The organism is Streptomyces sp. NPDC005808 (genome assembly GCF_042871385.1).
Classification (GTDB): domain Bacteria; phylum Actinomycetota; class Actinomycetes; order Streptomycetales; family Streptomycetaceae; genus Streptomyces.
Map to the genome: position 1 here is coordinate 212,975 of NZ_JBIAIK010000015.1, position 20,185 is coordinate 233,159.

Genomic DNA, 20,185 nt, shown 5'->3' on the forward strand with positions numbered 1-20,185 from the left:
AGATGCGGACTTCACCGTGATGGAATCACCTCCTGGCAGGAAGGGGTCAAGCAGCTTGGGGTCCAGGGAAATGCTGCACAGCGTACTGGGAACCGTGTACAACTTCTCTCCGTCTCCCCCCCCACTGGAGCATGCGGATACGGCTAGCATTCCAGCCAGGGTAGCGGCAATAGAAGTCGAAGCTCGGGCGAATCGTCCTGGTTGGCCGAGTCGAGGGTCGGACACGGAGAGTGCCTTTCGTGTGTGATGTCAGACATCGGTCTTGAGGTGTGGCGCCATGTACTCGGTGTTCGTGCCTGCATCCCTGAAGCCCTGCTGCGCAGCTGCTCGCGCCTTTTCGTCAATGCTTAGGTCTTGCAGGTCGGTCCTGCTGTGTACCTTCGCTGCAAGCTCGGCAGCTTTCTCGGTGTATGACGCGTTCTCTTCGAGACTGGTCTCCCAGCTCGCCCCCATGTCAGTTCCGGCGTCATCCTTCGCGTGGCCCTCTGCATTCTGGAACAATTCCTCGAGGACAAGGCTGGTGACGGTGCCTGCTGCGCCGCCGGCAGCCGCTCCTCCGATTGGGCTTGCGATGAACGTTGTGCCGACCCCAATACCCGTGCCGACGGCGCCTGAAATGCCGTTCTTCCACTGAGAAACAGCATGATCGTAGGAGTCGTCAGACTCGGATGCGGGACCGGCAACTGCCTCCTGGCGTCCGATGGCGAGTGTTCCTGAGATCTCGCCCGAACCATGTGCAAGCTGCTCGACGGCGAATTGAGTGTCATTGGAGTACTTGTCCCCCGACGGCAGATCCGGGTTCATGTGGTAGTCCATGAGGGTTGCCATGTATGCCTTGTTCGCGACCTCGACGGCTGCATATCCTTCGGGGTTCTGCCCGACGGAGACGAGGAGCGCAGTCACGTCACGGTGATTGAGCGAGGCTGCAGTTCCGGCCACGGGGAACAGTTTGTTGGTGTCTTCGTCGGAGTCATCCGTCATCGCCCGGTTGATGTCCGGAAGATACTCCGACGTGATCTGCCCGATGCTGTCGGACATGTACCCGTTCCCGGTCAGACGCCCGGGGTCCTCTGCGATGGACGCCACCAGGCTCTGCATGAGTTTCGCTTGCTCCGCGTTATGGGCCGGCGTATCAATCGTAGGCATTTCCCCCGCCGGATGCCCCGTAGTAGCCGCCTCCAAAGCCAACGCCAAGTTATTGCGCCCGGTGTTGACCTCTTGTCCCTCGCTGTCGACCTCGTGAGGCCAGTCCCGCTCCTCGAAGAGATAGTCGAAGTTGCTCAGAATGCGCTTGGCTTCGTTTCCGTCGCCGTCCTTGTCCTGGGTGAAGTCGTGGTCCTCGTCCTTCGTGACGAAGGTGTCGTTGAAGAACTCTGTTGCCGCATCGGGGCTGTTCGATAGCCCCTTCAAGTACCCGGTCACCGGGTCCCAACCGGTGTCGCCGCCCAGGTGGTTGAGCTCAGGGTTGGAGGGGATGCTCTGCCAGGCTCCGTGGCGGCCGTTGCTCGTGAACTTCTTCTCGGTCTCGATCAGCTTGTCGCCGTAGGAGTTGAGGAACCGGTCGTCGTAGTCACCGACTCGCATGAGGTTGCTCATGACCTGGAAGCCGAGCGGGCTGCCGTACTTGCCGACGGGTTTGTCGCCCGTCTCGATCAGCTTGCTCTTCCAGTCCGTCATGGCCGCGGAGTCGCTCTGGCTCGCGGTGGCGAGGGTAAGACTGAGGTTCTTCTGCAGGTCGTCGAGCTGGTCGCGTCTCGCGCTGCTGAGGTCTGGGTTCACGCCCGGGTGATTGATGTCCGCCCAGAAGTCCAGCGTCCCCTGCGCCCCCAGGCTGGTGGCGAACCGCTCTGCGAACAGATCGTCGTTCGCGTACTTCTTGAGGCCCGCGTTGAGTTTGTCGAACTCGGCCGTGGTGAGGTTCTCGGGATTCTTCTTCGCGATCTTGGCCAGTTCCTCGGCGTCCTTGATGGCCTTGGCTGCGGAGTCCCGGTCCGTGTAGGTGGCGTCGGAGAAGCCCAACGTGCTCTGGTCGGCGATGGCTTGAAGGACCGTACTGGCCGAGTTGTCGCTCTCGTCGGCCTTGCTCAGAATCACCTGGATCTCGTCGCGGAGGGCGGTGATGGCGGCGCTGTTGTCCTTGTCCTGCTGTGCACGGCCTTCCGGCGGGACGTTCGTCGTGACCGTGAACCCGCCCTCGTAACCGATGACCGTGAGGTTCTTCTGCCGGCCGCGCTCAATGGCTTCGTTGAGCTGTTTTTGATAGCCCTTCAGCTCGTCCCGAGTGTCACTGAGGATGCCGTGAATGGTCTTGGCCTGCGTATGGGCGTCCGCGAACTCCTCGGTCGTCTTGCCGATGAACTCCTTCGAGACTGCGGCGTTGAAGCCGGCCCAGTTGGCCTTGTTGGCGGCGCCTCTCAGGCCTTTGTCGGCAGACACCTGCAGATCGTCGAGGTCGCCGAACATCGTCTTCCAGTCGGAGACGGCATCGTCGAGCAGACTGAAGTCGGCGGAACGGAGCGCGTCGAGATCCATCAGCTGTCCTTGCCTGTCTTCGCGTCCGAGTCCGTCGTCGCGTCCGGATTGCCGTACACCGGATTCTTGTCTCCGGGAGCACCGACGCGCTCGTCGAAGCCCGCGTCCAGGGCATCGATGCTGCTCATCTGCCGTTGGATGTAGTGGTCGTCGCCCGCGTGCAGCTTCTTGGTGACGGTCATGTGATTGGAGATGTGGGCGCACGCGTCCCGGAGGGAGCCCAACTGTTCATCCCAGCGGGTCGCGACATGCTGGAGCCCCTTGCCCAGTGCGAAGCCCGCCGTGGAGAGCCTTCCTGCGGCCTTTTCGCTGCTGGGGACCGCCCTGCGTCCCTTGTCCCACAGGTCGTTGTACAGCGTGAACGCCTGCTCGCCGATCTTCGAGAGATCGCCCTGGCTCACTGCCAGGTCGCCGTACTGACTGGGGGCCGCTGTGCCACCCCCTCCGCCGGGCTCCAGCTGGTTCAGCTGCATCCCCGTCGACTGGCGCTCCGCCGCCTGCGTTTTCAACTGCTCCCACTCGTCCCACGCCACGCGCGAATCCTTTCCCCGTGTCCCCGTGTCCCCGTGTCCCCGTGTATCGGTGTCCCGGTGTCTTGGTGTCCCGGTTGAGCGGCCCTCCGGACGGGACCGCTCAATCAGTACGTCCCTGTCACCGCGCCCGCATCACCAAGCCCCCTCCGCCATCACCCCCGTCTGTACCACCGGCTTCCCCCGCTTACGCGACACGAAGACCCCGCGCCCCGCGGGCATCGGCCGCGGCCGCACCCCACCCAGGACATCCCCCTCGCCCGGGTCCCCGGCCATCACCACGCCCTGCGCCCCCAGTTCCTTCATCCGCTGCATGAACGGCTCGTACGAGGCTCGTCCCGCGCCCGCCGTGGACCGCGCGATGATGAACCGCACGCCCACGTCCCGTGCGAACGGCAGCATCTCGGTGAGGCCTCCCAGCGGATTACCGCTCGACGTCGACACCAGGTCGTAGTCGTCCACGACGACGTACACCGTCGGCCCGCGCCACCAACTCCGGTCCCGCAGCTGCTGTGCGGTGACGTCGGCCGTTGGGCTCCGCCGCTGCATCAAGTCCGCCAGGGCACCCATGTGGTGCTCCATGGCGTTGGACATGGGGATGTATTCCGCCAGGTGGGAGGCGGGCGTGACGTCGAGCAACGAGCGGCGGTTGTCGACGACGAACAGCTTGCACTCGTCGCCCGAGTACCGTTCCGTGAGCTGTTTGATCAGCAGCCGCAGCAGGTTCGACTTGCCGGACTCGCTCTCGCCGAAGACGAGGAAGAACGGATCCTGTTCGAAGTCCACGAAGACGGGCGCGAGGTTGTCCTCGTCGAGGGCGAAGGCCACGCCGCGCTGCGGGAAGCGGCCACCCGGCGGCAACTCCTCGACCGGGAACTCGCGCGGGAGCAGGCGGACTTGGGGAGCGGCCGGTGCCTGCCAGTGCCGGGAGACCTCCGCCGTCAGCGCCGTCGTCGCATCGGCGAGGTCCGTGTCGGACGTCAGGCCGTCGATGCGCGGAACGGCGCCCATGAAGTGCAGCTTCCCTGGTGCCTGGCCACGACCCGGCACACCGGTGGGAACGTTCGCGGCGACCTTGCGGTCCAGTTCGGAGTCCATCGTGTCACCGAGCCGCAGTTCCAGGCGGTTCATCAGGTGGTCCTTGAGGTTGGCCCGAACCTCCATCGACCTGGACGCGGTCAGCACCAGGTGGACGCCGTAACCGAGGCCCCGCGCGGCGATGTCCAGGACGACGCTCTCCAGAGCCTCGTAGTCCGCACGGAAGTTGCCCCAGCCGTCGATCACCAGGAACACATCGCCCCACGGCTGCTCGGTCACCGAGATGTCGCCGCGCGCACGCCGGGTACGGAAGTCCGCGATCGAGGAGATGCCGGCGGACCGGAAGTACTCCTCGCGCCGCGTCATCACGCCGTACACCTCGGCGACCGTACGCCGTACCTTCTCCGGGTCGAGCCGCGAGGCAACCCCGCCGACGTGCGGGAGCCCGGCAACGGCGGACAGACCGCCACCGCCGAAATCGAGCCCGTAGAACTGGACTTCGTAGGGGGTGTGGGTCAAAGCAAACGAAGCGATGAGCGAGCGCAGCAGCGTCGACTTGCCGGACTGCGGGCCGCCGACGATCTGCATATGGCCCGCAGCGCCCGAGAAGTCGGCCCACAGCGGGTCACGGCGCTGCTCGTAGGGCTTGTCGACCAGGCCGAGGGGGACGACCAGGCGTCCCGCACCCTCGTAGCCGGGCTGAGTGAGCCCCCGACCCTGCACCGCGCCGAGCCCGGGCAACAGCCCGTCCAGCGAAGGCGGACTGTCCAGCGGCGGCAGCCACACCTGGTGGGCAGCCGGCCCCTGCGCTTCCAGCCGCCGTACGATCACATCGAGGACGGTGTCGGCGAGGGCTTCATCCGTCTCCGGAGTGGACTCCGGACGCTGTCGAGGCACTGCCAGGAACTGCACCGGCACCTCCGCCGCGGTGAACAGCACCGGCCGCCGGTCCACCGGCAGTTGTCCGGTCAACGCGGTTCCCTGCGCCGTACCCGAGCGGTACACCCCGGAGACGTACGCCGCCTTGAAGCGCACCATCTCGTCCGTACCGAACTTCAGGAATCCTGAACCCGGCACATTCGGCAGCTCGTACGCGTCCGGAACACCCAGCGCCGAGCGCGACTCGGCGGCGGAGAACGTACGCAGCCCGATCCGATACGACAGATAGGTCTCGAGCCCCCGCAGCCGTCCCTCCTCCAGACGTTGCGACGCCAGCAGCAGATGTACCCCGAGCGACCGGCCGATACGGCCGATCTGCACGAACATCTCGATGAAGTCGGGCTTGGCGGTCAGCAACTCGCTGAACTCGTCGATCACCAGGACCAGCGAAGGGATCGGCTGGAGCGGAGCACCCGCCGCGCGCGCCTTCTCGTAGTCGTGGATGTTGGCGTAGTTGCCCGCGTCGCGCAGCATCTCCTGGCGGCGGTTGAGTTCACCACGGATGGAGTCGCCCATGCGGTCGACCAGGGTGAGGTCGTCCGCCAGGTTGGTGATCACGGCGGCGACGTGGGGCATTTGGGCCATGCCGGCGAAGGTCGCGCCACCCTTGAAGTCCGCGAGGACGAAGTTGAGGGTTTCCGACGAATGGGTGACCGCCAGGCCGAGTACGAGTGTCCGCAGCAGCTCCGACTTACCCGAACCCGTGGCTCCGACGCACAGGCCGTGCGGGCCCATGCCCTCCTGTGCGGCCTCCTTGAGGTCAAGCATCACGGGACGGCCGTCCTCGCCGACACCGATCGGGACGCGCAGCCGCTCGGCGAGCGAACGCGGTCGCCAGGTGCGCTTGGTGTCCACCGAGGCGGCGTCTCCGAGGCTCAGCAGATCCGTGAACTCGAGGTTGGCGAGCAGGGGTTCGTCGTCGTCACCGCCCGCGGCCACGCGCAGGGGGGCCAGTTGGCGGGCCAGCGCTTCGGCGGACTCGTAGGAGAGGACGTCCGGGGTGCCCTCGTAGATGGTGCCGTGCCCGGACTCCAGGTAAAGCGCCTGCGGCTGTACGACGATGGAGAGGTCCCCGAGGGAACCGCTCAGATCTCCTGGTACGACCTCGACGACCGTCACACCCTGGAGCCCCTCGGGTGAGGCCAGGACGGAGTCCGGCGGCAGCGACAGGCTGTCGAGTACCACGACGATGTGTGGTTCGTCCGGGAGCGGGGCGGCGTTCGGGTGGAAGCGGGGGCGTCCGGTCAGGCGGGTGGCCAGCAGGTCTTCGAGTTCGCGGGTGTCACGGCCGATGAGGCGGCGGCTTCCCGCGCCGTCCGCCGCACCCGGCGCCTGTACGTGCGGCAGCCACTTGGCCCACTCCCAGTGCGGCAGCGCCTCGCGCCCCGCCGCGATCACGATCATCAGGTCCGCGGGGGAGTGCAGCGAGGCCAGCGAGCCGGTCAGGGCACGGGCCGCGGCACGTACCGACTGCGGCTCACCGCTGACCGTGACGTGGTAGAAGGCGCGCAACGAGACTGCCATCGGCAGGGCGTCCAGGACGCTGTGGGTGGCCACGAAGCGTTGCATCGCACCCGCTGTCAGCGGCTCCAGCTGGTCGACCGGCCCGATCTCAGGGGAGACCAGCGGGGTGGCGAGTGTCTGCGGGCCGAGCCCGATGCGCACCTGGGCGAAGTCCTCGTCGCCAGGCCGCCGTTCCCACACCCGGCTGCCCTCGGCGACCAGCGCCCACAACTGCTCGGGGGAGGGGTGGAGGAAGTACTGCGCGTCACGCTGGGCTCTCGCGGTGTCCACTGCGAAACTGCGTGTCCGCGACAGATAGCTCAGGTAGTCGCGGCGCATGTCGGCGAGCTGACCCTGCGAGCCGCGCCGGTAACGGACCACCATCGCGATGGACATGGCCACCGTCGACGCGATCATCACCATGCCCATGATCTTCATGAACGGCTGCCCGCTCGTGAAGAAGAAGACCACCGAGCCGCCCATGCCGAGCGTCGGCAGCAACTGCATGAGGACGCCCTCCTGGTGCCCTCGCGGCAGTTCGGGCGGAGGCTGCAGCGCGACCTCATGTGTGGGTACTTCGGACGGCAGCGCCCGAGGAGGGCGCTTCACGACAATCTGGCTCACTGCTCACCAATTCCCTTGCCGGCCACCGAGATCCGTCCGCCGCCCCGTGTCGGGCGGACGCAGGCCGCCGCGTGATCCTACTGACCTCGCCGCCGATCAAGGGGCGGTAGGGTGCCGGATGTTCGCGTGCGTGCACGCGAACGGAGGCGGCGAACCAGGGTATTTCGCGCCATGTGCGCGCGTGCGGGGTTCTAGGGCCAGTCCGCGGAACCCACACCGCCACCATCCGGTGAAGCGGACCGGGGGAGCGGACAGGAATCCCCGACGCCCAGGACGGAATCCCGCAAACGGGGGATTCCTGAACGCAGAACCATCACTGAGGGGGAGCAGCAGGTGAGCATGACGGCCTCCGCGACGGCCACCGGACCGGGCGCGCCCGTACCCGGAGCTCCTGCCGGGGCGGGTACGGGTCTCGGCTTCTGCCGGGTGACCATCGTCGCGCCGGACAGCCGCATCGACGTGGCCCTGCCCGACGACATTCCGGTCGCCGACATCTACCCGGAGATCCTGCGGTTCTCCCAGCAGAGTCCCGCCCAGGGCGCTCCGGTCGGCTATCACCTCGTACGACGGGACGGAACCGTCCTCGACAGCTCCCGGTCCTTCGCGGCGCAGCGGATTCTCGACGGCGAACTCCTCAGCCTGCGCCCCTTCTCGGAGTCGCTGCCACCCGCCGTCCATGACGACGTGTCCGAGGCCGTCGCCTCAGCGGTGACGCGCGATCGCGCACTGTGGAGCGGTGACCTGACCCGCGCCGCAGGTCTCGTCGGCGGCGGTGTCCTACCGACCCTGCTCGCCTTCGTGACCTGGACCGCCGATCCGCTGCACGACATGCACAGCCTGCCCGGCATCCTCGCGGGCGTCACCGGCGTACTCCTGGTCGTCCTCGCCGCCGCACGCGCGCGGATCTACGACGACAGGGCCTCGGCCGTCGCGCTGGGTCTAGGCGCGCTGCCGAACGTGGGCGTAGGGGGCTCCGGGCTGGTCGCGCTGGCGGACGGTCAGGGGGTCGGCAAACTGCAGTTCCTGCTGGCCTGTGCCGCGGTGCTGGTCGCCTCGGTGACGCTCACTCTGCTCTCCCCGCGCGGGGACGGACCCTTCGTCGCGTTCGTGTTCGCCTCCGCAATTGGCCTGGTCACGGTGTTCGTGGCCATCCTCGCGCACTGGACGCCCACGGAGACCGCCGCGTTCTGCGCCCCGGTCGGGGTGGGTGCCCTGGCCTTCCTGCCGGGCCTGTCCATGCGCTTCGCCCGGCTGCCGATCGGGTTCGACCCCCCGAGCACCACCACGCGCAGCGCGTACGGCGCCGAACCGGACGCGCCGGAGCCGGTGGACGTCGCGCGCATCGAGGCGCAGGCCCGCCGCGGCCACGAACTCCTCGTCGGCCTCGTGGGCGGCTGTGCGCTGATCGCCGTAGGCGCCTCGGCGGTACTCGGCTTCTCCGACGACGTCTGGGCGCAACTGCTCGCCTTCGCCACCGGGGTCGCCATGCTGATGCGCGCCCACCTCTTCCGTTACACGGCTCAGGTCGCTCCCGCGCTGGCCGCGGGCCTCGGAGCCCTCGTCCTGCTGGGCCTCGGCCTGGCGCTCAACCCGCCGCGGTCCTTGATGCGCGATGCGCTGACCGGGGACCGTACGGATCTCGACATCCGTACGATCTGGCTCGTCGCGGTGATCGCGGTGGCGGCCGCACTGGTCACCGCGCTCGGCCTGATCCTCCCGCGCGGCGGCCTCACCCCGTTCTGGGGCCGTTTCCTGGAGATCGCCGAGGGCTTCGTACTGCTCACGCTGGTGCCGCTGGCCCTCGCGGTGTTCGACGTGTATGGAGCGGCGCGGGCCATGACCGGCTGATCAGCACCGTGTACGTCAGGGACGGCGGCGGCCGGCGCGGCTCCCGTGCCGCACCGACCGCCGGCCCCCGTCGTCCACTGCGCTACTCGGCCGCAAGCCCGCCGTTGTGCGGCGCCGGCTCCAGGTCGAACTCCCCGTCCCGGGCCCCGAGCACAAAGGCCGTCCACTCCGCCTCCGTGTACCGCAGGACCGTGTCGGGGTCGAGAGAGGAGCGCATGGCCACCGCCCCCTCAGGCAGGTACGCGATCTCCACCCGCTCCTCGTGCTCCTCCGTGCCCGGCGCGCTCAGCCATTCGACGCCCGAGATGTCGAGGGCGTAGAGCTCGTCCTTCTCCCGCTCCTTGCGCGCCTTGACGTCCTTGTCCGCTTCCTCGGCCATGTTCCGGCGGCCCCTTCCCCACGTACGAAAGTCCTGTCCGCTCACCCTAGTGGCCTGGTCCTCGCCGTACGGGTGGGTTCGGGGACCGGTCGGCCGGGTCCTTGCGGGCTGGTAACCTGTGTAACGGCCGTTTGTGTACGCACCCCCGGAGCACCGTTCCGGAGGCCGCGCCCAGCGGATCCCGCCTCCCGAGTATCGGAAGCTCCCCTGAGATGTGGACCAGGGGCACTCGATGGCACATCACAGACTACGAGGAGTACGCGTGTCGCTCGACGCCGCAACGAAGAAGCAGCTCATCAGCGAGTTCGGTCAGAAGGAGGGCGACACCGGCTCCCCCGAGGTCCAGGTCGCCATGCTCTCGCGCCGTATCTCGGACCTGACCGAGCACCTCAAGACCCACAAGCACGACCACCACTCCCGCCGTGGTCTGCTGATCCTGGTCGGTCAGCGTCGCCGCCTGCTGCAGTACCTGGCCAAGAAGGACATCCAGCGCTTCCGTGCGCTGGTCGACCGCCTTGGCATCCGCCGCGGTGCGGCGGGCGCCAAGTAAGACGCCGTGAGAGGGAGCGGTTCCCACGATCCAGGGGGCCGCTCCCTTTTGCTGTACGTGCTCTAGGTGCGGAGTGTCACCGACGCTTTGTACTGTGGGAGCACAACGCAATACGCACAACGCAATACGCAGGACCGCAGGACACAGTAGGTACGACAGAAGTACGTACGAACTCAGCGTGATGACGCCCCGCCCGCCGGGCAGGGGACCGTCACGACACTGAACGAGGAGAAGCGCACCTCGCCGCCGCCGGTCCTCGGTAGTGGCCCCCGGGGAAACACGAACCCGGGTGCTTCGATCGAAGACCGGCCAGCACCAGAAGGAGCGCTTCTCCGCCAGCGTCCCCCTGCCACACGGGCAGGACGGGACGAAAGACGAAATGTATCGGAGAAAACGCTAGTGGAGAACGAGACCCACTACGCCGAGGCCGTTATCGACAACGGTTCCTTCGGCACCCGCACCATCCGCTTCGAGACGGGCCGGCTGGCCAGGCAGGCCGCCGGATCCGCCGTCGCGTACCTGGACGACGACACCATGGTGCTGTCGGCCACCACCGCCTCCAAGAAGCCCAAGGAAAACCTCGACTTCTTCCCCCTCACGGTGGACGTCGAGGAGCGGATGTACGCCGCGGGCAAGATCCCCGGCAGCTTCTTCCGCCGCGAGGGCCGTCCCTCCGAGGACGCCATCCTCACCTGCCGTCTGATCGACCGCCCGCTGCGCCCGTCCTTCAAGAAGGGCCTGCGCAACGAGATCCAGGTCGTCGCCACGATCATGGCGCTCAACCCCGACCACCTGTACGACGTCGTGGCGATCAACGCCGCCTCCGCGTCCACGCAGCTGGCCGGTCTGCCCTTCTCCGGCCCGATCGGCGGCGTCCGCGTCGCGCTGATCAACGGCCAGTGGGTCGCGTTCCCGACGCACACCGAGCTCGAGGACGCCGTCTTCGACATGGTCGTCGCCGGCCGCGCCCTGGAGGACGGCGACGTCGCGATCATGATGGTCGAGGCCGAGGCCACCGAGAAGACCATCCAGCTGGTCGCGGGCGGCGCCGAGGCGCCGACCGAGGAGGTCGTGGCCGCCGGTCTGGACGCCGCGAAGCCCTTCATCAAGGTGCTCTGCAAGGCTCAGGCCGACCTCGCCGCGAAGGCCGCCAAGCCGACCGGCGAGTTCCCGGTCTTCCTCGACTACCAGGACGACGTCCTGGAGGCCCTGACCGCCTCGGTCAAGAGCGAGCTCTCGCAGGCGCTCACCATCGCGGGCAAGCAGGACCGCGAGGCCGAGCTGGACCGCGTCAAGGAGATCGCCGCCGAGAAGCTGCTCCCGCAGTTCGAGGGTCGCGAGAAGGAGATCTCCGCCGCGTACCGCTCGCTGACCAAGGCCCTGGTGCGCGAGCGCGTCATCAAGGACAAGGTCCGCATCGACGGCCGAGGCGTCACGGACATCCGTACGCTCGCCGCCGAGGTCGAGGCCATCCCGCGCGTGCACGGCTCGGCGCTGTTCGAGCGTGGCGAGACCCAGATCCTGGGCGTCACCACCCTCAACATGCTCCGCATGGAGCAGCAACTGGACACCCTTTCCCCGGTGACCCGCAAGCGCTACATGCACAACTACAACTTCCCGCCGTACTCCGTCGGTGAGACCGGCCGCGTCGGCTCCCCCAAGCGCCGCGAGATCGGCCACGGCGCGCTCGCCGAGCGCGCGATCGTGCCGGTCCTGCCGACCCGCGAGGAGTTCCCCTACGCGATCCGTCAGGTGTCCGAGGCCCTCGGCTCCAACGGCTCGACGTCCATGGGTTCCGTCTGTGCCAGCACCATGTCGCTGCTCAACGCCGGTGTGCCCCTCAAGGCCCCCGTCGCGGGTATCGCCATGGGTCTGATCTCCCAGGAGATCGACGGCCAGACGCACTACGTCGCCCTCACCGACATCCTCGGTGCGGAGGACGCCTTCGGCGACATGGACTTCAAGGTCGCCGGCACCAAGGAGTTCGTGACCGCCCTCCAGCTCGACACCAAGCTGGACGGCATCCCGGCCTCCGTCCTGGCCGCGGCTCTCAAGCAGGCCCGCGACGCCCGCCTCCACATCCTCGACGTGATGATGGAAGCGATCGACACGCCGGACGAGATGTCTCCGAACGCCCCGCGGATCATCACCGTCAAGATCCCCGTGGACAAGATCGGTGAGGTCATCGGCCCCAAGGGCAAGATGATCAACCAGATCCAGGAGGACACCGGCGCCGACATCACGATCGAGGATGACGGCACCATCTACATCGGTGCCCAGCAGGGCTCGCAGGCCGAGGCCGCGCGCGCCACGATCAACTCGATCGCCAACCCGACCATGCCGGAGGTCGGCGAGCGGTACCTGGGCACGGTCGTCAAGACCACCACCTTCGGTGCGTTCGTGTCGCTGCTCCCCGGCAAGGACGGTCTGCTGCACATCTCGCAGATCCGCAAGCTCGCCGGCGGCAAGCGCGTGGAGAACGTCGAGGACGTGCTCGCCGTGGGCTCCAAGGTCCAGGTCGAGATCGCCGAGATCGACTCCCGCGGCAAGCTCTCCCTGATCCCCGTGGTCGAGGGCGAAGAGGGCGACGACAAGAAGGACGACACCGACCAGTGACGTCCAACAGCTCCACGGCGACGGCCCGCACCTCTCCCGAGGCGCGGGCCGTCGCCCGTACCCAAACCCTCATCAAGGGCGAGAACGGCATCGGTACGGTCCGCAAGACCACCCTCCCCGGCGGCCTGCGCATCGTCACCGAAACCCTCCCCTCCGTACGCTCCGCCACCTTCGGCATCTGGGCGCACGTCGGCTCCCGCGACGAGACCCCGACACTGAACGGCGCGACGCACTACCTGGAACACCTGCTCTTCAAGGGCACCCAGCGCAGGTCCGCCCTGGACATCTCCTCCGCCATCGACGCGGTCGGCGGCGAGATGAACGCGTTCACGGCGAAGGAGTACACCTGCTACTACGCGCGCGTGCTCGACACCGACCTCCCGCTCGCCATCGACGTCGTGTGCGACATGCTCACCGGCTCGCTGATCGAGCAGGCGGACGTCGACGCCGAGCGCGGTGTGATCCTCGAAGAGATCGCGATGACCGAGGACGACCCGGGCGACTGCGTGCACGACCTGTTCGCGCACACCATGCTCGGCGACACCCCTCTCGGTCGCCCGGTCCTGGGCACGGTCGACACGGTCAACGCCCTCGGCGCCGACCGCATCCGCCGCTTCTACAAGAAGCACTACGACCCGACGCACCTCGTCGTGGCCTGCGCGGGCAACGTCGACCACAACAAGGTCGTACGCCAGGTCCGCGCCGCCTTCGAGAAGGCGGGCGCCCTCAAGGGTCCCGACGCCACGCCGTTCGCCCCGCGCGAGGGCCACCGCGCCATCCGCACCGCGGGCCGTGTCGAACTGCTCGGCCGCAAGACCGAGCAGGCCCATGTCGTCCTCGGCATGCCGGGCCTGGCCCGCACCGACGAACGTCGCTGGGCGCTCGGCGTTCTGAACACCGCCCTCGGCGGCGGCATGTCCTCCCGCCTCTTCCAGGAGGTCCGCGAAAAGCGCGGCCTGGCCTACAGCGTGTACTCGTACACCTCGGGCTTCGCCGACTGCGGCCTCTTCGGCGTGTACGCGGGCTGCCGCCCGAGCCAGGTCCACGACGTGCTCAAGATCTGCCGCGACGAGCTCGACCACGTCGCCGAGCACGGTCTCTCGGACGACGAGATCGGCCGCGCCATCGGCCAGCTCCAGGGCTCCACCGTCCTCGGCCTCGAGGACACCGGCGCGCTGATGAACCGTATCGGCAAGAGCGAACTGTGCTGGGGCGAGCAGATGTCCGTCGACGACATGCTGGTCCGGATCGCGTCGGTCACCCCGGACGAGGTCCGCTCGGTCGCGCACGACATCCTGGGACAGCGGCCCTCGTTGTCGGTCATCGGCCCCCTCAAGGACAAGCAGGCCTCCCGGCTGGACGAAGCGGTCGCGTAAATCCCCTCTCTGCAAGGTCTCTCTAAGGAACGAAGCAATGAGCAAGCTGCGCGTGGCGGTCCTCGGTGCCAAGGGCCGTATCGGAGCCGAGGCGGTACGAGCCGTCGAGGCCGCCGAGGACCTGGAACTGGTGGCCGCGCTCGGCCGGGGCGACAAGCTGGAGACACTGACCGAGACCGGCGCCCAGGTCGCCGTCGAACTGACCACGCCCGCCTCGGTGATGGACAACCTCGACTTCTGCCTGCGGCACGGCATCCACGCCGTCGTCGGCACGACGGGCTGGACCGAGGAGCGCCTCGCGCAGCTGCGGACCTGGCTGTCCGGCTCCCCGGAGACCGGCGTGCTCATCGCGCCCAACTTCTCCATCGGCGCCGTACTGACCATGAAGTTCGCCGAGGTCGCCGCGCCGTACTTCGAGTCCGTCGAGGTCATCGAACTGCACCACCCGAACAAGGTGGACGCCCCCAGCGGCACCGCCTCGCGCACCGCCCAGCTCATCGCCGCGGCCCGGGAGCGCGCGGGCAGCGCCCCGCAGCCCGACGCCACCGCGACCGCCCTGGACGGCGCCCGGGGTGCGAACGTCGACGGGGTCCCCGTGCACTCCGTACGCCTGCGTGGCCTCCTCGCCCACCAGGAGGTCCTGCTCGGCGGCGAGGGCGAGACCCTCACCATCCGCCACGACTCCCTCCACCACAGCAGCTTCATGCCGGGCATCCTGCTCGGCGCCCGCCGCGTGGTGACGACCCCGGGCCTCACCTTCGGCCTGGAACACTTCCTGGATCTGAACTAGAGGCCATGCGCGCGAAGCTCACATACGCCGTCACCGCGGCCGTCCTGGTCGCCTACTTCGTGCTGGCCGGCTGGCGCGGCGTCCTGCTCATCCAGGCCGGCACGCTCCTCACCGTCACCTTCGGTGTCGCGGTGCTGATCCTGCCGGTCATCGGCGTCTGGTTCCTCTGGAAGAACACCCAGTTCGTCCGCAAGGCCAACCGTCTCGCCGCCGAACTCGACGCCGAAGGCGGCCTCCCCGTCGACGAGTTGAAGCGCACGGCGGGCGGCCGCATCGACCGCGACTCGGCCGACGAGGTCTTCGCCAAGCGCAAGGCCGAGACCGAGGACGCCCCCGACGACTGGCGCAGCTGGTTCCGCCTCGCGATCGCCTACCACGACGCCCGCGACACCCCGCGCGCCCGCAAGGCGATGCAGCGAGCGATCGCACTGCACGAGGGCAGGCCACCGGTGGAGGCCTGAGAGGTACGACGAAGGGGCTGGCCCGCGGTGTGCGGACCGGCCCCTTTCGATTCCTGTCGCGCTGAGCCTCAGGCCCGCCGATATTCCTCCGCCCACACCTCGATGGCGTCCGCCGCCCGGTCGAAGGCCTCCACACGCGCCAGGAAGTCGGCATTGTGCGAGGTCAGCAGCGGGGGCAGGTCGTCGAGCGCACGATTTCCGCGTACGAGGATCAGTGCCTGCCCCTGAACGGTGCGCGGCAGCCCGAGCCAGCGCACCGGCTGCTGCACCGTCCGTACCGCGACGACCTGCGCCCAGGGAGTTGTCCTGGTACGGAGGAAGCTCACCCGGCGCAGCCCCTGAGCGCTCACCCAGACACCCACCCGCAGCAGTCGCAGCGCGCAGAGTATGGCGAGCGCGGCCCCGCCGAGGCAGGCCGCGGCGCCGGCCGGGGTGCCGGTGACCGCGATGATGACCGCGGCGAAGAGCACGTACGAGGCCAGCAGCAGGACGAGCGCGGCCGCGCCCACCCGCCACGGTCCGGGCCGGTAGGGACGCCGCCAGTGGTCACGGTCGTCGAACGGCAGCGCGAGGTCGTCCGCCGCCTCGTCAAAAGCGCGGTCCGCCGTCAGGAAGGGCAGGGGCACGATCGGTCCTCACTCAATCCACGCATGGGCTGGCTGTGCCCGGTGAGGTTATCGAGCCGGGTCCCCGCTCACCACCCTTGGGGGTCCGGATGAGTCAGTGGCCGTGTGACGCCTCGGACTGCTGTGTCGTCGCGGATGTCTGAGCCGCGGACGACTTGTCCAGGGACAACGCGGGCATTCCTATGATCAGGGCGCCCACGAGCCCCGCGACCACGGTGAGTCCTATCAGCCACTGGCCGGCCAGCTGACTGGCGGACGGACGCTCACGCGGCGGGGGAGTGACATTGCTGCGGAACTGGTCTGCTTCGGCGAGGAAGGCGAAGGGAACGGGCTCGCGCCGACGGAGCATGGGAACTGCTTCTCCTTTGGGGACTCGAACGAATCGGTGTCACCAATACAGACGAGCGAAAGCCTCAAGGGGTGCCCTGTTTCGCCGAATTCGCAGAAGTTCGAGGACTAATGTCGCGGCACGCCACCGAACGCCCCGTTGTCAGTGCCGGGCCGTAGAGTGGGCGCCGCCCGAGCCTGTGATGGGAAGGACCCTCTCCACCGTGACCGACACCCCCGCCGACGACCTCAAGCCCAGCTTCCGCAGCGATGTCACCGTCGAGCTGGTCAAGCACACCGCGTCCGATTCGGACGTGCTGTTCGCCGCCCGCGTCTCGACCCTCGGTGAGCAGTCGCTGGACGAGCTGAAAAAGGACCCGGAGCGCTCAAAGGGCCTGCTCAACTACCTGATGCGGGACCGGCACGGCAGCCCCTTCGAGCACAACTCGATGACGTTCCTCATCAGCGCCCCGATCTTCGTCTTCCGCGAGTTCATGCGCCACCGCGTCGGCTGGTCGTACAACGAGGAGTCGGGCCGGTACAGGGAGCTCCAGCCGGTCTTCTACGTCCCGGGCGAGTCCCGCAAGCTGATCCAGGAGGGCCGCCCCGGCAAGTACGTCTTCGTCGAGGGCACCCCCGCGCAGCAGGAGCTCACCGGCCGCGTCATGGAGGACTCATACCGTCAGGCGTACGAGGCGTACCAGGAAATGCTGGCCGCCGGCGTAGCCCGCGAAGTCGCCCGTGCGGTCCTCCCGGTGGGCCTCTTCTCCTCGATGTACGCCACGTGCAACGCCCGCTCGCTGATGCACTTCCTGGGCCTGCGCACCCAGCACGAGCTGGCCAAGGTCCCTTCTTTCCCGCAGCGCGAGATCGAGATGGTCGGGGAGAAGATGGAAGCGGAGTGGGCGAAACTGATGCCGCTCACGTATGCGGCCTTCAACGCCAACGGGCGCGTGGCGCCGTAGCGGGCTTCCGCACGCCTTCCGGGCACAGATGTGCGGGTGGACCGAGCGAAGTGTCCGTATTGCGGCATTTCGATAAGTTCATCTAGCCTGATCAAACGGGCCCGGCACTGCTTGAACCCCCGAGCAGGCAGTGCCGGGCTCCACCTTTGTCACGACTTGTCGCCTGCCCCTAGGGCAGACCCCGCGTTGAGCAGCGAGTAGCGTATTACCCATGGCTCCGACCTCCACTCCGCAGACCCCCTTCGGGCGGGTCCTCACCGCCATGGTCACGCCCTTCACGGCGGACGGCGCGCTCGACCTCGAAGGCGCGCAGCGGCTCGCAACCCACCTGGTGGACGCAGGCAACGACGGCCTGGTCATCAACGGCACCACCGGCGAGTCCCCGACCACCAGCGACGCGGAGAAAGCGGAGCTTCTGCGAGCCGTACTGGAGGCGGTCGGCGACCGTGCCCACATCGTCGCCGGCGTCGGCACGAACGACACCCATCACAGCATCGAGCTCGCCCGAGCCGCCGAGAAGACCGGCGCGCACGGCCTGCTGACCGTCACGCCGTACTACAACAAGCCCCCGCAGGAGGGCCTGTACCGGCACTTCACAGCCATCGCCGACGCCACCGAACTGCCGGTGATGCTCTATGACATCCCCGGCCGCAGCGGCGTACCGATCAACACCGAAACCTTGGTGCGTCTCGCCGAGCACCCGCGGATCGCCGCCAACAAGGACGCCAAGGGAGACCTCGGCCGAGCCAGCTGGGCCATCGCCCGCTCCGGCCTCGCCTGGTACTCCGGCGACGACATGCTGAACCTGCCACTGCTCTCCGTGGGCGCCGTCGGTTTCGTCTCCGTCGTCGGCCACGTCGTCACGCCGGAGCTGCGTGCCCTGGTGGAAGCCTTCACGAGCGGCGACGTCCACAAGGCCACCGAGATCCACCAGAAGCTGCTTCCCGTCTTCACCGGCATGTTCCGCACCCAGGGCGTCATGACGACCAAGGCCGCGCTCGCCCTCCAGGGCCTGCCCGCCGGACCGCTGCGCGCCCCGATGGTCGAGCTGTCACCCGAGGAGACTGCCCAGCTCAAGATCGATCTTGCCGCCGGCGGGGTACAGCTCTAATTACAGACTTCACAACTCAATACGTACGACAACGCAGGCCATGGGCCTGCAGCCCACATGACAACTGCTACTGCACGAACGTCACGCGCGCCACGTGCCTTGCCAGGTACGTGGCGCGTGTGGTGAGGAGAGTCTTTTGAGTCATCCGCATCCTGAACTCGGCGCCCCGCCGAAGCTCCCGAAGGGCGGCCTGCGGGTCACCCCCCTCGGCGGCCTCGGTGAAATCGGCCGGAACATGACGGTCTTCGAGTACGGCGGTCGTCTGCTGATCGTCGACTGCGGAGTGCTCTTCCCGGAGGAGGAGCAGCCCGGAATCGACCTGATCCTGCCGGACTTCACATCCATCAGAGACCGTCTCAACGACATCGAGGGCATCGTCCTCACGCACGGCCACGAGGACCACATCGGCGCCGTCCCCTACCTCCTCCGCGAGAAGCCGGACATCCCGCTGATCGGCTCCAAGCTGACCCTCGCTCTCATCGAGGCGAAGCTCCAGGAGCACCGCATCCGCCCCTACACACTCGAAGTCGCGGAGGGCCACCGCGAGCGCATCGGCCCCTTCGACTGCGAGTTCGTCGCGGTCAACCACTCCATCCCGGACGCCCTCGCGGTCGCCATCCGCACCCCCGCGGGCATGGTGGTCCACACCGGCGACTTCAAGATGGACCAGCTCCCGCTGGACGGCCGCCTCACGGACCTGCACGCCTTCGCGCGGCTGAGCGAGGAAGGCATCGACCTCCTCCTTTCGGACTCGACGAACGCCGAGGTCCCGGGTTTCGTCCCGCCCGAGCGCGACATCTCGAACGTGTTGCGCCAGGTCTTCGCCGGCGCCCGCAAGCGGATCATCGTGGCGAGCTTCGCCAGCCATGTGCACCGCATCCAGCAGGTCCTGGACGCAGCCCACGAGAACGGCCGCAGGGTCGCCTTCGTCGGCCGCTCGATGGTCCGCAACATGGGCATCGCGCGGGACCTGGGCTACCTGAAGGTCCCGCCGGGCCTCGTCGTCGACGTCAAGACGCTCGACGACCTGCCCGACAGCGAGATCGTGCTGGTCTGTACGGGATCCCAGGGCGAGCCGATGGCCGCGCTGTCCCGGATGGCCAACCGTGACCACCAGATCCGCATCGTCCAGGGCGACACGGTGATCCTCGCGTCGTCACTCATCCCGGGCAACGAGAACGCGGTCTACCGCGTCATCAACGGCCTCACCCGCTGGGGTGCGAACGTCGTCCACAAGGGCAACGCCAAGGTGCACGTCTCCGGCCACGCGTCCGCGGGCGAGCTCCTGTACTTCTACAACATCTGCAAGCCGAAGAACCTGATGCCGGTTCACGGCGAATGGCGCCACCTACGGGCCAACGCCGAACTGGGCGCCCTCACCGGTGTCCCGCACGACCGCATCGTGATCGCCGAGGACGGCGTCGTCGTCGACCTCGTCGGGGGCAAGGCGAAGATCTCCGGCAAGGTCCAGGCGGGATACGTGTACGTCGACGGCCTCTCGGTCGGCGATGTCGGCGAGCCCGCGCTGAAGGACCGGCGCATCCTCGGCGACGAGGGCATCATCTCGGTCTTCGTGGTGATGGACGCCAGCACCGGCAAGATCACCGGCGGCCCGCATATCCAGGCCCGGGGCTCAGGTATCGACGACTCGGCCTTCACCGACGTGATCCCGAAGGTCAGGGAGGTCCTGGAGAGGTCGGCCCAGGACGGCGTCGTCGAGCCCCACCAGATGCAGCAGCTCATCCGCCGCACGCTGGGCAAGTGGGTCTCGGACAATTACCGCCGACGCCCGATGATCCTCCCGGTCGTCGTCGAAGTCTGACCCTCGCACGTGCCCAACCAGGAGCGGGGGGGGGGGGGGGGGGGGGGGGGGGGGGGGGCGGCCCGCCCGCCCCCCCCCCCCCGCGGGGGCGGGCGGGGGGGGGGCGGGGGGGGGCGCGGGGGGGCGCCCCCCGCGCGCGCGGCCGCCC

The 20,185-nt window shown here is 68.1% G+C and carries 15 protein-coding genes; 9 read left to right on the plus strand and 6 right to left on the minus strand.

All coding sequences use genetic code 11. The features are described from left to right. Window positions 1-249 precede the first annotated feature (249 nt). The 3 genes from ACFYPC_RS29350 to eccCa all read right to left on the minus strand — a co-directional run bounded on the left by ACFYPC_RS29350 (window position 250) and on the right by eccCa (window position 7,166). The gene (locus ACFYPC_RS29350; RefSeq protein ID WP_388682221.1) at window positions 250-2,532 is read right to left on the minus strand and encodes a hypothetical protein; all 2,283 of its coding nucleotides are present in this window, start codon (window positions 2,530-2,532) and stop codon (window positions 250-252) included. After that, window positions 2,532-3,065: a hypothetical protein gene (locus tag ACFYPC_RS29355; protein ID WP_388682224.1), complete on the minus strand. Its 534-nt coding sequence runs from the start codon at window positions 3,063-3,065 to the stop codon at window positions 2,532-2,534. Before ACFYPC_RS29355 ends, ACFYPC_RS29350 begins: the two co-directional genes overlap by 1 nt. A gap of 132 nt (window positions 3,066-3,197) precedes the next feature. Beyond that, window positions 3,198-7,166 carry a type VII secretion protein EccCa gene (gene eccCa / locus ACFYPC_RS29360; protein ID WP_388682227.1) on the minus strand — a complete coding sequence of 1,323 codons (3,969 nt, stop codon included), beginning with the start codon at window positions 7,164-7,166 and terminating at the stop codon, window positions 3,198-3,200. 339 nt (window positions 7,167-7,505) lie between these two features. Between eccCa and eccD the strand changes: the two genes are divergently transcribed. Continuing rightward, a complete protein-coding gene (gene eccD / locus ACFYPC_RS29365) occupies window positions 7,506-9,014 on the plus strand; it encodes a type VII secretion integral membrane protein EccD (protein WP_388682271.1) in 1,509 nt (502 codons plus the stop codon). 82 nt (window positions 9,015-9,096) lie between these two features. On the opposite strand, the gene ACFYPC_RS29370 is transcribed toward eccD, so the two are convergent. Next, on the minus strand, window positions 9,097-9,393 hold the full coding sequence (locus ACFYPC_RS29370) for a DUF397 domain-containing protein (RefSeq protein ID WP_388682231.1): 297 nt from the start codon (window positions 9,391-9,393) through the stop codon (window positions 9,097-9,099). A 262-nt stretch (window positions 9,394-9,655) separates the two neighbouring features. Between ACFYPC_RS29370 and rpsO the strand changes: the two genes are divergently transcribed. From rpsO to ACFYPC_RS29395, 5 genes are all read left to right on the plus strand, one after another. Then, on the plus strand, window positions 9,656-9,943 hold the full coding sequence (gene rpsO / locus ACFYPC_RS29375) for a 30S ribosomal protein S15 (protein ID WP_019064787.1): 288 nt from the start codon (window positions 9,656-9,658) through the stop codon (window positions 9,941-9,943). 399 nt (window positions 9,944-10,342) lie between these two features. Beyond that, complete coding sequence (locus tag ACFYPC_RS29380) at window positions 10,343-12,559, plus strand: polyribonucleotide nucleotidyltransferase (protein WP_388682233.1); 2,217 nt, start codon at window positions 10,343-10,345, stop codon at window positions 12,557-12,559. Beyond that, window positions 12,556-13,935 (plus strand): M16 family metallopeptidase, encoded by a 1,380-nt coding sequence (locus tag ACFYPC_RS29385; protein WP_388682235.1) that lies wholly within the window; start codon window positions 12,556-12,558, stop codon window positions 13,933-13,935. Before ACFYPC_RS29380 ends, ACFYPC_RS29385 begins: the two co-directional genes overlap by 4 nt. A 37-nt stretch (window positions 13,936-13,972) precedes the next feature. Continuing rightward, window positions 13,973-14,725: a 4-hydroxy-tetrahydrodipicolinate reductase gene (dapB, locus tag ACFYPC_RS29390; RefSeq protein ID WP_388682236.1), complete on the plus strand. Its 753-nt coding sequence runs from the start codon at window positions 13,973-13,975 to the stop codon at window positions 14,723-14,725. A gap of 5 nt (window positions 14,726-14,730) precedes the next feature. After that, the gene (locus ACFYPC_RS29395) at window positions 14,731-15,186 is read left to right on the plus strand and encodes a hypothetical protein (RefSeq protein WP_388682239.1); all 456 of its coding nucleotides are present in this window, start codon (window positions 14,731-14,733) and stop codon (window positions 15,184-15,186) included. 68 nt (window positions 15,187-15,254) lie between these two features. Here the strand turns inward: ACFYPC_RS29395 and ACFYPC_RS29400 are convergent, their stop codons facing one another. Further along, complete coding sequence (locus tag ACFYPC_RS29400; RefSeq protein ID WP_388682241.1) at window positions 15,255-15,812, minus strand: PH domain-containing protein; 558 nt, start codon at window positions 15,810-15,812, stop codon at window positions 15,255-15,257. A 94-nt stretch (window positions 15,813-15,906) separates the two neighbouring features. Then, window positions 15,907-16,161 (minus strand): hypothetical protein, encoded by a 255-nt coding sequence (locus tag ACFYPC_RS29405; protein ID WP_388682243.1) that lies wholly within the window; start codon window positions 16,159-16,161, stop codon window positions 15,907-15,909. Window positions 16,162-16,363: 202 nt separating this feature from the next. Between ACFYPC_RS29405 and thyX the strand changes: the two genes are divergently transcribed. The 3 genes from thyX to ACFYPC_RS29420 all read left to right on the plus strand — a co-directional run bounded on the left by thyX (window position 16,364) and on the right by ACFYPC_RS29420 (window position 20,037). Beyond that, window positions 16,364-17,104 carry an FAD-dependent thymidylate synthase gene (thyX, locus tag ACFYPC_RS29410; protein ID WP_266833474.1) on the plus strand — a complete coding sequence of 247 codons (741 nt, stop codon included), beginning with the start codon at window positions 16,364-16,366 and terminating at the stop codon, window positions 17,102-17,104. A 211-nt stretch (window positions 17,105-17,315) separates the two neighbouring features. Continuing rightward, window positions 17,316-18,215 (plus strand): 4-hydroxy-tetrahydrodipicolinate synthase, encoded by a 900-nt coding sequence (gene dapA, locus ACFYPC_RS29415; RefSeq protein WP_388682246.1) that lies wholly within the window; start codon window positions 17,316-17,318, stop codon window positions 18,213-18,215. Between the two features lie 136 nt (window positions 18,216-18,351). Then, window positions 18,352-20,037, plus strand: a complete 1,686-nt coding sequence (locus ACFYPC_RS29420) for a ribonuclease J (protein WP_388682249.1) — start codon at window positions 18,352-18,354, stop codon at window positions 20,035-20,037. The last annotated feature ends 148 nt before the right edge of the window (window positions 20,038-20,185 follow it).